At 68.7% G+C, this 12,340-nt stretch carries 11 protein-coding genes; 1 reads left to right on the forward strand and 10 read right to left on the reverse strand.

The annotated features are described in order from the left end of the window. Positions 1-3: 3 nt before the first annotated feature. From LzC2_RS04800 to LzC2_RS04830, 7 genes are all read right to left on the reverse strand, one after another. Entirely contained in the window at positions 4-972 is a 969-nt protein-coding gene (locus LzC2_RS04800; protein WP_171184320.1) for a hypothetical protein, read from the reverse strand. Positions 973-1,141: 169 nt separating this feature from the next. Then, positions 1,142-1,327 carry a hypothetical protein gene (locus LzC2_RS04805; RefSeq protein ID WP_171184322.1) on the reverse strand — a complete coding sequence of 62 codons (186 nt, stop codon included), beginning with the start codon at positions 1,325-1,327 and terminating at the stop codon, positions 1,142-1,144. Between the two features lie 25 nt (positions 1,328-1,352). Beyond that, positions 1,353-1,730, reverse strand: a complete 378-nt coding sequence (locus tag LzC2_RS04810) for a hypothetical protein (RefSeq protein WP_171184324.1) — start codon at positions 1,728-1,730, stop codon at positions 1,353-1,355. A gap of 165 nt (positions 1,731-1,895) precedes the next feature. Then, a complete protein-coding gene (locus LzC2_RS04815) occupies positions 1,896-4,415 on the reverse strand; it encodes a heavy metal translocating P-type ATPase (protein WP_171184326.1) in 2,520 nt (839 codons plus the stop codon). A gap of 78 nt (positions 4,416-4,493) precedes the next feature. Then, on the reverse strand, positions 4,494-4,817 hold the full coding sequence (locus tag LzC2_RS04820; protein WP_171184327.1) for a four-helix bundle copper-binding protein: 324 nt from the start codon (positions 4,815-4,817) through the stop codon (positions 4,494-4,496). A 244-nt stretch (positions 4,818-5,061) separates the two neighbouring features. Then, on the reverse strand, positions 5,062-5,355 hold the full coding sequence (locus tag LzC2_RS04825) for a metal-sensitive transcriptional regulator (protein WP_171184329.1): 294 nt from the start codon (positions 5,353-5,355) through the stop codon (positions 5,062-5,064). 167 nt (positions 5,356-5,522) lie between these two features. Continuing rightward, a complete protein-coding gene (locus tag LzC2_RS04830) occupies positions 5,523-5,975 on the reverse strand; it encodes a DUF305 domain-containing protein (protein WP_171184331.1) in 453 nt (150 codons plus the stop codon). A 549-nt stretch (positions 5,976-6,524) separates the two neighbouring features. Between LzC2_RS04830 and LzC2_RS04835 the strand changes: the two genes are divergently transcribed. Then, on the forward strand, positions 6,525-7,991 hold the full coding sequence (locus LzC2_RS04835; protein WP_171184333.1) for a PQQ-dependent sugar dehydrogenase: 1,467 nt from the start codon (positions 6,525-6,527) through the stop codon (positions 7,989-7,991). A gap of 28 nt (positions 7,992-8,019) precedes the next feature. Here the strand turns inward: LzC2_RS04835 and LzC2_RS04840 are convergent, their stop codons facing one another. From LzC2_RS04840 to LzC2_RS04850, 3 genes are all read right to left on the reverse strand, one after another. Then, positions 8,020-9,093 (reverse strand): potassium channel family protein, encoded by a 1,074-nt coding sequence (locus LzC2_RS04840; RefSeq protein WP_171184336.1) that lies wholly within the window; start codon positions 9,091-9,093, stop codon positions 8,020-8,022. Beyond that, positions 9,090-10,646 (reverse strand): copper oxidase, encoded by a 1,557-nt coding sequence (locus LzC2_RS04845; RefSeq protein ID WP_171184339.1) that lies wholly within the window; start codon positions 10,644-10,646, stop codon positions 9,090-9,092. The genes LzC2_RS04840 and LzC2_RS04845 overlap by 4 nt, the downstream gene beginning before the upstream one ends. A gap of 105 nt (positions 10,647-10,751) precedes the next feature. Beyond that, complete coding sequence (locus LzC2_RS04850) at positions 10,752-12,272, reverse strand: TolC family protein (RefSeq protein ID WP_171184340.1); 1,521 nt, start codon at positions 12,270-12,272, stop codon at positions 10,752-10,754. Positions 12,273-12,340: the final 68 nt, after the last annotated feature.

Consider the following 12,340-nt stretch of genomic DNA (forward strand, 5'->3'; position numbering starts at 1 on the left):
GCTTCAGTTGCGAGCGTCACGACCCGGCGCCCCGTCCGGGTCCGGCGCGCCATCGCGATTACGCATTGGGGCGTCGGGCGGGGCGGCGGCGTTCAGCTTCGCCTGCAACGCTGCCGGGGTTTGTCCGATCGCTTCCGCGACCGCACCCAGCAGGTAAGGGTCCGGCCGCAGCATGCCTTGTGGGAAGGCGAAGTTATGCGACGTCTTGCCGTCCTGCACGACCAGCACGGTCTGGACGACCTTCCGGTTCAGACCGAGCGCCCCGGGACCGTCGGGACCGTCCGCGGATGCGAACACCGTCACGCCGTTCTTGGGCAGCAGCCGGAACCAACGGCCCGCCTGCTCTTTCAACGTTGCCGGGTCGTCACCCAGCAGGACGACGGAGGTGGAGATTCGGCGGTCGGTCGTCCGCTGCACCTGCTCCAGAACGCGGGTGAACGCGAGCATCCCTCGGAGTGACGTGCCGGACTCATTTTGGAAGAACAGAATCCGCACGCCTTTGCCCGCTCCGGCAGTCGGGTCGGCCGACTCGCCGGCGTTCGGACCCGTCAGGGCGGTGGCTTGGAACGACGGCGCCGGCTCGCCGGGCTGCGGCCCACTAAATACGGGCGTCTCGCCCTCTTTTTTGAAGCCGGACGGGGCTTTCGCCTCAATGGGTCCGCGGCCGCGGCGGGCGGGATCGGCAGCCCGCATTCGGTCGCCCCGCATTCCGCCGCCGGTCGTCTCGGCGACGCGGCGGAGCAGCTCGTTCAGCCGCTCGGTCGCTTGGGCCTTGGTGATTTCGTCGCGTTCGAGGGCGGCCCGAACGTTCGCAACGGCGCCCATCAGTCGGACGGCCTGTTCCTCGGTCAGCGGACCAGCAGGCGCCGTGGCAACCTGTGCGGACGGAGCCGGTTCGTCTTGGGCGAATGCTCCGGGCAGACACGCCGAACACACGGCAAGGACCGAGGCGGCGAGGAAGGGACGGAACATCGACTGACTTTCGTGAGACGAAACGACGCGGCGGAGCAAACGCTGGACTCATCCTACCCGGCATCTTCCGTCCGATGGGAGCCGTCCATCACTAGGACGCAGATTCCGCCCGTCGATCGCCCCGCTGACGACCAGCGGCGCGACCGGGCCGTCGGCCCGCAGTCCGCAGTCAGCACAGAAAAGTGGTGGTGTGCCAGTGGCCGTGCGGGACCGAGGCCAAGAGTCGCCGGCCGCGCACCGCCCAGCCGCGGGTCGGCGTCATGTTCGTTTTCGCCCAAGTCTCGTCCAGAAAGACCAATCGCCCCGCCCGGAAGCCGCCGCGGGCGTACTTCCGACTCCGCCGGGAATCGGCCACGTCGGGGCGGACTGTTCGCAGACGATCAGCGTCTTTCTTTCGGGCGGAATCTCAGCCGGTGCAGCTCCCGCCGCAGGGCCTCCTCGGAGCAACTCAGACCCAGATCGGCCTTCCGCTGGCGGACGGTGCGGTCGGGGTCGGCGGTCGCCGCGGCGGCGATCTCCGCTTCGCGGCCGGCCAGAACCCGCGTTCGACCCGGCGCGGTCCGGGCGGAGGGCACGTCGCCGGAGCCGCTTTCGCGTCGCCGCTGGACCAGCCGCCGCACCCACGCGGGGCTGACGGCGAAGCGGTCGGCGACGACCTTCGTTGGTTCGCCGGAATCGCGGGCGGCCAGCACGCGTTCCTTCAGATCCTTCGAAAACGCACGCACCAGATCGCCTCCATGAGCGGGATGAGCGGACATATTGCCGTCGCCAAACTCGCTACGCCATAGGCCGGCTTGCTCTGAGGTCTACCGCACCGCGAGACGGCGGCCATGATGGTTGTGCTACTCCGGCGGCTTTGTGAAGGACGCCCAAGCTCACGGCGAAGTGGAATGATCGGCCGAACCGAATTCGCGGCGCCGGCGTCAGCCCCGCCGCAGGCGGAGGGCGTTGCCGATCACGCTGACGCTGGAGAGGCTCATCGCGGCGGCGGCGAGCATCGGGGAGAGCAGCCAACCGGTGAACGGGTACAGCAGGCCCGCGGCGATCGGCACGCCGGCGGCGTTGTAGACGAAGGCGAAGAAGAGGTTCTGCTTGATGTTGCGCACCACGTCCCGGCTCAGCCGGACGGCCCGCACGATGCCGCGGAGGTCGCCCTTCACCAGCGTCACGCCGGCGCTCTCAATCGCCACGTCCGTGCCGGCGCCCATCGCGATCCCCACGTCGGCGGCGGCGAGGGCGGGGGCGTCGTTGATCCCGTCGCCGGCCATCGCCACGGTCCCCCCCTCGGCCTTTAGCTCCGCGACGCGGTCGTGCTTCCGCTGGGGGCTGACGCCGGCTTCCACCTCGTCGATATTCAGTTCCCGCGCGACCGCCCGGGCCGTCGCCTCGTGGTCGCCGGTCAACATCACGATCCGCAGGCCCATCGCGTGCAAATCGCGGATCGCCTCGGCGGTGGTCTCCTTGATCGGGTCGGCGACCGCCAGCAGTCCGGCAGCCTGCTTCTCTCCGGACGGAGCCTCGATGGCGACGAAGAAGACCGTGCGCCCGTCGCTTCGCAGGCGATCCGCTGCGGCCGTTAGATCCTCGGGGAGGTCGACGCCGCGATCGGCCAGCAGGGCGGGGGCGCCGACGAGCACGGTGCGTCCCTCGACCGTCGCGGAGACGCCGCCGCCGGTGATCGATTCAAACCCCTCCGCGGCCGAGACCGTCGCCCCGCGATCCTCGGCCCCCCGCTCGACGGCCCGTGCGAGCGGATGTTCGCTGTGCCTCTCGACCGCGGCGGCGAGGCGGAGCAGGTCGTTCTCCTCGAATCCGTTCACGACACGCACCTCCGTGAGCGTCGGTTTGCCCTCCGTGAGGGTGCCGGTTTTGTCCACGACGAGTACGTCGCAGGAGCGGAGCGTTTCCAGGGCGGAGGCGTCCTTGAACAGCACGCCCTCCCGGGCGCCGCGGCCGACGCCGACCATCACGCTCATCGGCGTGGCGAGGCCGAGGGCGCAGGGGCAGGCGACGATCAGCACGGCGACCGCGTTCACCAGCGCGAAGGCGAACGCCGGCTCCGGCCCGACCGCCCACCAGACGACGAACGCCAAGGCCGCGGCCGCCAGCACGAACGGGACGAAGTAGCCGGCGGCCCGATCCGCGACCCGCTGGATGGGGGCGCGACTCCGCTGGGCGTCGGCGACGAGGGCCACGATGCGCGACAGGACGGTGTCCTCTCCGACCCGCTCCGCCTCGATCAGCAGGGAGCCGGCGCCGTTGACCGTCCCGCCGATCACCGAGTCGCCCTCCTCCTTCCGCACGGGAACGGGTTCGCCGGTGACCATCGACTCGTCGACGTCCCCGCCGCCGTCGATCACGCGCCCGTCGGTTGGCACTTTTTCGCCGGGCCGTACGCGGAGCCGGTCGCCGGTCGTCACCTCGTCCAGCGGAACCTCCCGCTCGTCGCCGTCGTCGCTGACCACGCGGGCGGTCGGCGGGGCGAGCGAGAGCAGTTCCCGCAGCGCCGCGCCGGTCTTGCGGCGGGCCCGCAGTTCCATCACCTGACCGAGCAGCACGAGGACGACGATCATCGCCGCTGCTTCGAAGTAGACGCCGATCAGGCCGCTGTGCTCCTCTCGAAACGTCTCCGGGAAGAGGCCCGGGGCGACGACCGCCGCGACGCTGTAGGCGTACGCCGCGGCCACGCCCAGGCCGATCAGCGTGAACATGTTGAGATGTCGGTTCACGACCGACTTCCACCCCCGCACGAAGAACGGCCAGCCGCACCAGAGCACCACCGGCGTCGCCAGAGCAAGTTGGAGCCAGTGGGAGGTTCGGGCTCCAATCCAATCGTGGACCGGCAGCCCGACCATCGGCCCCATCGCCAGCAGGATCACCGGCAGGCCGAGGGCCAAGCCGATCCAGAACCGGCGAGTCATGTCGACCAGTTCGGGGTCCGGTTCGTCCTCCGCCCCGCGAACCGCGACGGTTTTCGGTTCCAACGCCATCCCGCAGATCGGGCAGTCGCCGGGACCGTCCTGCTCGATCTGCGGGTGCATCGGGCAGGTGTAGACGGTCGTCCCGCCGCCCGGCTTCGTCGGCGGGCCGGATCGCTCCAACGCCATCCCGCACTTCGGGCAGTGGCCGGGCTCCTCGGCGACCACCTCCGGGTGACAGGCGCAGGTGTACGCCCCGGCCGCGGTTCCGGGGGGGAGGGGAGACGACGAGCCGCCCTGTCCATGACAGCAACCGTGCGCCTCGTCGGCTTGGTTTGACGGGTCGAGGTAACGCTCCGGATCGGCCGTGAACTTCGTTCGGCAGCCGTCGGAGCAGAAGCGGTACGTCTCGCCGGCGTGCCGGACCGTGCGGGGAGCGTCGACCGGGACCGTCATGCCGCAGACGGGGTCGGTGACGGTCCCCTCCGTCGCGGGAGCATCGAGAACCGGAAGGTCGTCGTTCATCGGTTCGAACTGGGCGAAGCGGAAACGCCGGGGCCCGGCCGGGCCCCGGCGTCATGGGACAGAAGGAGCCAGCTTGACTCAGGCGGCCATCGCGCCGCAGGACTCCGCGCACTTGCGGCACTGGGCGGCGCAGTCGCTCATCCCGACCTTCTCGCAGCTGTCCGCGCACCGCTGGCAAACCTCGCTGCAGGCCCGGCAGACGAAGTTGTGCAGGTCGCTGCCGCGGATCATGAAGTCCGCGCAGGTCGCGCAAATCTGGATGCAGTCCAGCATCAATTTGACGTGCTCCTTCTCGACGTGCTCGCCGCCTTTCTCAAGGCAGACGTTCGTAAAGTGCTCCAGGCAGGTGCGGTGACATTCCTGACAGGTATCGATGCACTGTTTCATCGCGGCGTCGCTCATCGTCGGTCCTCGTGGTCTTTGGGGGAACGGGTGGTCCCGGGGAACGGGTGAGTCGCGTCGGTCGCCCGACGCACCGCCTGTTTTTAGAAATACCCACAGAGGGTATGAACCGTGAAACGTCGAGACCTCGGGTGGGGACGTTCCCGGAGTCGAGCTTCCCCGAAGCGCAACGCTTTCCGTAGAGAACTTTTCCGGGCGCGAGCGAGGCGGCCCGAAAGGGCGTCGAACCGGCGCCCGCACGGCGTCAGCGACCGCCGAAGTTGCCGTACCGGGCGAACACGCTCATCAACTCGCGAATCTTCGCCTTCCGCTCCGCGTCGTCCTCGGCCATGAAAGCGGCGGAGACGCAGGTGTCCATGTGATTTTCAAGCACGATATGGCCCACCTTGCCGAGGGCCGCCATCGCCGCCCGAACCTGCATCAGCACGTCCACGCAGTACTTGTCCTCCTCGATCATCCGCCCCACCGCGGCCACCTGGCCCTCGGCGCGGCGGAGCCTTTTGCGGAGGGCCTCTTTCTGGTCGTCGTCGAGATTCACGAGGCTTGCGGACGGCGGACGGGCCGGAGGCTGAGAGAGGATGCTTACCGGCCGTGAGACCGTCAGCCCCTATCCTACCGGACCCGGGTAGGACCGGCGAGGGGTCGCCGCGCCGGGCGGCCTGCAGTCGCCTCGCTGTGCCGCGCGAGACCGCGCGGCAGGGCGGATCAGCGATCCGCTTCGAGGTCCGCGATCAGCCGGTTCATTTCGGCGATCTCCTCCCGCTGGGTTTTGATGATGCGGTCGGCCAGATCACGGACGCGGGCGTCGGAGATCTCCGCCCGCTCGCTGGTGAGGATCGCGATCGAGTGGTGCGGGATCATCGCCTTCATCCATGACGAGTCCTGCACCGTCTCCTGCGAGCGGACCAGCCACAGCGACCCCACGAAGACGACGACGGCCCCGGCGAGAATGCCGACGTTCGCCTTGCGGTTTTCATGCATCGACCACATGAACCCAATCATGATCACAGCCATCACCGCGCCCATCAGCAGCGCCATATAAGCCCGCGTCTCGCTGAAGAGGACGTGATCGAGGGCGTAGGTGTTCAGGTACATCAGGCCGAACATCACCACGGTGGACGTGGCGATCATCAGGCCGAAGCGGACGTAGGCGTTCATGGAATTCGATCGAACGGAGGCAAAATCAGGGAGGGAAGCCGCTCGGAGAAAGCCGGACGGCCTGATACAGCAGGAGTAACGCTCCGGTGGGCGAGACGCCCAGATCTAGGAGCGGCACATCTCGGCACATTTGCGGGAGGACTCCGCGCACCCCGCGACGACGGCGGACTTACCGAAGGAAGCCAATCAAACTTCTGCGGGCCTGTTGTAGCACCCGGGGCTGGGCCGCTGCCTTGAACTCGACAGCGGGCAGGGCGGCGGCGACGGCGGACGGAATGTAACGGCGGTTCATGGGAGTCTCCGGGAGAGAGAACGGGGGAAGATCGAGGGGGCGACGACCCCGCTCGTCTTGAGAAGAACACGCTGACGAATCGGACACGCGACCGGGACGGGGGCCGGCTTCCCTACGCTCATGGGGATACGGCCCGGGGGTATCTTCGATCCGCGCTCAAGGGAATTCGCCGGTCCCCCGCCGGCCGGAGGCGCGTTTGGGTGACGATCGTTTCGTCGCCGGCATCGGCGACCGCATTCCCCCCTCAGGAGATCCGCGTGTTTCAGCTTCTCCACGCCGCGGCGGCCTTGGTGCTCGCCGGCTTGTTCCTCGCTCAATCGGCCGTCGCGGCCCCGCCCGCGCCCGATCCGGCCGCCGCGGAAGTGGCGGAGGGTTACCGCATCGAGGTATTCGCCGACGGATTGGACTATCCCACCAGCGTCGAGCCGGACGGCGCCGGCGGGCTGTTCGTCGCCCTCTCCGGCGCGGCCCCGGGCGATCCGTCTGCCGAGCCCGCCCTGCTGCACTTCGCCGCCGACGGCGCCCGCCGCAGCGTGCCCGTCGACGGCCTCCAGGCGCCGGTCAACGATCTGCTGATGCGCGACGGCAAACTGCTGATCTCGCACCGGACGAAGATTTCGACCCTCGACGACCCGCTCGGCGACGCCCCGGCGCTGCGAGATCTCGTGACGGGGCTGCCGAGTCTCGGGGACCACGAGAACAACCAACTCACGGTCGGCCCCGACGGCGGGCTGTACGTCGGCCAGGGCACGGCGACGAACTCCGGCGTCGTCGGTCTGGACAACAAGAAGTGGCTCAGCAAACGCCCAGACGTCCACGAGATCGCGCCCGTCCCGCTGCGGACCCGCGGCGCGGTCTTCCAGACGAAGGACCCGCTCTCCGACGGCGAAGCCGACGAGACGGCCCGGACCTCCGCCTATCAGCCGTTCGACACGTCCACCCCGGACGGGGCGACGATTCCCGGGGCGACCAAGGCGAACGGGACGGTGTTGCGGTTCGACGCGGACGGCTCGAACCCGTCGGTCTACGCCTGGGGCTTGCGGAACCCCTACGGCCTGTTGTGGGCCGGCGACACGCTGTACGCGACGGAGAACGGCATGGACGTCCGCGGTAGCCGGCCGGTGGCGAACGATCTGGAAGACCTCTATGTCGTGAAGCGGGGCGCCTTCTACGGTTGGCCGGACTTCGGGTCCGGCGATCCGGTGACCGATCCGCGGTTCAAGCCAGAGGGCGAGCCGCAGCCGACGTTCCTGATGGCGGAGCATCCGCCCGTGGAGCGGCCCGCGGCGACCTACCCCAAGCATTCCTGCATCGTGAAACTGGATGCCTCGCCGGGCGGCGCGTTCGGCTTCGAGGGGCAGTTGTTCGTGGCCTTCTTCGGTCACATGACGCCCCGCACCGGCAATCCGCCTGAGGAGCACGGCGGCCACCGCGTGGTGCGGTTCGACCCGGCGACCGGCGAATCGACCACTTTCTTCGGCCCAAAACACCACGGCCACGGCGGTCGCGGCGAGAAGAGCCAAAGCGGACACGGCGATCACGGCCAAGGCCATACGCCGGGCGGATCGGCCGGGCCGCGCCGCCCGCTGGACGTCCGCTTCGCCGCGGACGGCTCCGCCCTGTACGTCGCCGACTTCGGCTTGATGCCGATGGACGAATCCGGGCCGCACGCCAAGCCCGGCACCGGCGTGATCTGGAAGATCGTGCCCGCGAACGCGGACTGAGCGACGCGGGCGATCGCCGCTCCCGCCGTCAGCGGTCGGCGGGAGCGGCGACCTCGTCCCAGTCGTAACGCATGAACGTGGTAAAGCGGCGGACGGTCGCGTTCCACTCCGCCCGCCGCAGCGCATAGCGGGAGAAACCCTCCTCGTCATCCCGACAGGCGACGCCGGCGGCCCGCAGCGTCGCCGCGGCCCGGAGGTAGTGGGCGTGCCAGCGGTCCCGCTCCACCGCGGTTTCCTCCGAGACGTCCTCTGATAGTCGGTCCGGCAGAAAGAGCGGGGCGAGTTCCTGCACCGGACGCAATCCCCCCCGCCACAGCGCTTCGACGGCGGCCGAGTCCGCCAACGTTTGCGCGTCCGGGCCGTCCGGAGCGGAGCGGATCAGCGAGGCGGCGTCGAGGGCGACGAACAGGATGCGGGCCATCGCGTACCGCGGTTTCGGCAGGCGGAAGTAGTGCAGGACGGGGTAGAAGTGGTGCGCCTCGAAGAGCTGGGCGAGTTCCCCGGACAGCGTCGTCAGATCCTGCGAGGCGACCGCCGGCGGTCCGGGCAGGAGGCCGGCGAGGTAGGTCGCGGCGTCGCCGGTGTCGCCGGTTCGTTGATGCAGGCCCAACGCGAAGACGTTCCGTCGGTTCAGGGCTTCATAGACGGACATCATGTAGGTCAGGGCCAGCGTCAGATAGCTGAAGCCGACCGCCGCCTCCGCGACCATCAGCAGGCGGTAGGCGTCGGTGCGGGGGACGAGGTCGCCGGTGCCGAGCGTCGTCAGGTTGAACCCGGAGTAGTACAGGGCCGCAACGAAGTCGGTCGGCGTCTCCGCGTCGCCGCTGGCGGTCACCCCGTTGCCCAACGCCGGCCAGGTGACGAGCGCGAATCCGAACGCCAATAGCGCCCCCCAGGCTGCCACGCCGGCGACGACCGTGAGCGGGCCGGCTTGGCCCTTCGCACGATCTCCGCCCAGCGACGCAATCCACCAGACCCCGCGGCAGACCCCGCGCGTCACGGGCCCGCCGCGGCCCCGCGGCATCAGGACCGTGCGGTACAGGTCAAACGCCGCCAGCAGAACCAGTAAGCCGCCTGCGACCGAGCACAGGGCCTCGCTCATCGCCCCGTCCCGACGCTCCCCGTTGCGCCGCCACCCATCGCCGCGTCGTTCATTCCGCCGCCCATTTCCATCTCCATCGGCGCCCAGTCGTAGCGGTCGTAGTCGCCGAAGCGGCGGACGATCTCGGCGAAGACGGCTCCTTTTTCGACCGGCTCGTCGGTTTCCATCACCAGCCGATACAGATCGTCCGGCAGCACGCGGAGGGCGGTGAACAGGCCGCTGATCGTCTTGGGAGCGGTCGCCCGCATCCCCCTCATTTCGCGGCGGCTCCAGACCTTCTTCATCGCGGCCGGGTCCATTTTCATCCCCTGCATCATCTGCGGGTAGCCGGGGGGAACGTCGCCGAGCGCCTTGGAATTCAGATCGACCGCGGGGCGGGTCTCCAGGTTGGCGGTATAGCGACTGGTGTCAGTCTGTCCCCGCATCCGCGGGCCGACGTGCTGCACCATATGGTTCATCATATGGTGCGTCATATGGCAGTGCAGCGCCCAGTCGCCGGGGTTGTTGGCGATGAACTCCAGGTTCGAGGCCTGGGCCACGGCGATCAGCTCCGTGTTCCGCGGAATCCAGGCGGTTTTGGGAACCCGAGCTCCCTCGTGACCGGTCACCCAGAAGGTGTGCCCGTGCAAATGAATGGGATGATGCTGCACCGGGCTGAAGTCCAAAATGCGGATTCGCACCCGCTCCCCGTGCCGGCAGACCAGCGGCGTTGTGTAGGGCCCGCTGCGGCCGTTGATCGTGTGCCAGTTAAAATCCATCCCCCAGCTGTCGACCACGGTGGTCATCGGGTCGATGCGGAAGTTTTGAAAGATCAGCCCGAAGTCGCGGTCCACCGGCGGATCGAACGGCTTTTGGGGATGGACGATGAACCACCCCACCATCCCGAACGTCTCCTGCATGGCGACGTGGGAGTGATAAAAGAACGTTCCCTCCTCGTGCACCTGGAACTGATAAACGTATTCCTTCCCGGGCTGGATCATATTCTGGGTGAGGTGCGAAGCGCCGTCCTCCTGGACCGGTAGTTCGAACCCGTGCCAGTGCACCGAGGTCGGTTCCGGCAGATCGTTTTTGACGACGAACCGGACCCGGTCCCCCTGCGTCACCTCGATCGTCGGCCCGGGCATCGACCCGTTGAAGCCGTAGACGTTGATCTGGTGGCCCGGGAGGAACTCCCGGCTGACGGGCGTGCAGCTGAGATGGAAGACTTTCCAGCCGTTCTCCATCGTATACGGCAGTTTCTCGACGTCCGGAGCGACGAAGGGCGCCGGCCCGTCGACGCCTTTGCGGAAGCCCGGCACCTCTTTGCCGAGATACCATTTGGAATCCGGGTCGTGGCCGCGGCTGGGCTTATAGCGGGAGAAGCCCTCGTAGTCCGCCCGCACCTCGTGCTCGTCCTGCGGTCGGGAACCGCCGGGCGGATCGGTCGGGCCGCCGGGGACGCGGAGCGGATCGTGCTCCGGGCTCTCCTGAGCGACGGCGCGGGCGGCGAAGGCTCCGGCCGCGGCCGCGGTCCCGGCTTTGAGGAAGGAACGACGAGCTTCGGCGGCGGACATCGAAACGCTGGGGCAGGGAAAAGAGCGAGAGGTCGGATTGTACCCCGTGGGGGTACCCGCGGGTCGCCCGTTCCGGGGCGCCGCGGCTTGGTCGCCGGGGGCGGATCACCGCGGCTGGGCGGTCACGTCCAGGTGCCCGGGCGGCAGCGGGGCGGGGACGTTCAATCCGTCGTGGAGGAGGTATCCCCGGATCAGCGTCTCGCTGGTCCGCAGGGCGACGAGGTGCCCGATATAGCGTTGCCGCAGATCGAAGTAGCTGCTCTGCACTTTGAGGACGTCGGTCCACTGCTGGCGGTCCTCGGCGTAGGCGTCGAGCTGATTTTTATACGCCGCTCGGGCCTCCGGCAGGATCACCTGAGCGAACTGCTCGACGTGCTGACGGGCGGTGAGGTAGCGGCGGTATTGCATCGCCAGATCGCGGCGGAGCAGCATCTCCGTCCGCTGAATCTCCCGCCGCTGCCGCACCAGATCCGCTTCGGCCCGGCGGATGTTGCCCTGGTTGCGGTCGAAGATCGGAATGTCGAGCGACACGCTCAGGGCACCCGTCGTCTCCAACGCCTCGAAGTTATACCCGCTGCCCGCCTCGACGAAGACGTTGGGGATCGGTTCGACCAGTTCCCTCTTGAGCGTGATCTGATCTTCACGCAGCTTCTGCTTGGCCATGATGACCTGCGGAGCCTCTTCCAGGTACTCCTGATACACCTGCTCGAAATCGATCTCCGCGGTCTCGCCGTCCAACTCGCCGACCACCGCCCCGGTCTCCAGCGGCAGGCCGATCAGGGAGGCGAGGGTTTGGAACTGCTCCAGATAGTCGTTCTCCGCCATCAGGAGGTTCAGCCGCGCCTCTTGCAACGCGACGTTCGCCAGGTGCAGATCGGAGCGCGTCGCCTGGCCGAGGTTCCACTGTTCCCGGGCGGTGACGAGGGCGTCCTCGGCGGCTTTGAGCAGATCTTCGCGGATCGCGACGGTCTGCTTGGCTCCGAGCGCCTGATAAAAGTGCACCCGCACGTCGTTGCAGACCCGCCACTGCTGGGAGACGGCCGCCCACTCCGCCACGCGGGTGCGTTGGAGGAACTTCGCCCGGCTGATGTCCCGCTTGTCCGCGGTAACGAACTCCTGCGTGATCGTCGCCCCCTGGAACTCGCCGGGGGTGTCCGTCTCGCCCTCGCGGTCGACGCCGATCTGCTCGCCGATATAGCGGAACGTCGGATTCGGCCACAGTCCTGCCTCGACGGCCAGCCCCAGCGTACCCTGCACCTGGGCGCGGGCCTGCACGAGCGTCGGGTTGTTGGCGGCGGCCATCTCCAACGCCTCTTCGAGCGTCAGCGGGACCCCGGCGAAGGCGGCGTTCCGCCCTCCGTCCGTCGCGACGTCGAGGCTCCACGGGGCCTCGGGAACCGGCGGCGGCTCCACGAACGACCGCCCGATCGGGCCGTCGTCGTCCGCGTGCAATTCGGGGATGTCTGACGGGACGGGGAGGTTCCCCCGCGTCGGGACCGGCGGCGGCGCGGCGAGCGGGCCGTTCAGCGACGCGCGGCCGAAGTCCTGAGCGACGACGGTCGAGGTCAATGCACCCGCGGCGACGGCAGAGGCGATTGCGTGGCGGAAGAGGAAGGGGCGGGGCATCGGGACGTCCGTGTCCGGGGGGGCCGCGGCGGGCGGCCGAGAGGGGAAAGCGTGCGGGAGCCTCGGGA

Origin of the sequence: Alienimonas chondri (assembly GCF_013036045.1) — a bacterium.
GTDB classification, from domain to species: domain Bacteria; phylum Planctomycetota; class Planctomycetia; order Planctomycetales; family Planctomycetaceae; genus Alienimonas; species Alienimonas chondri.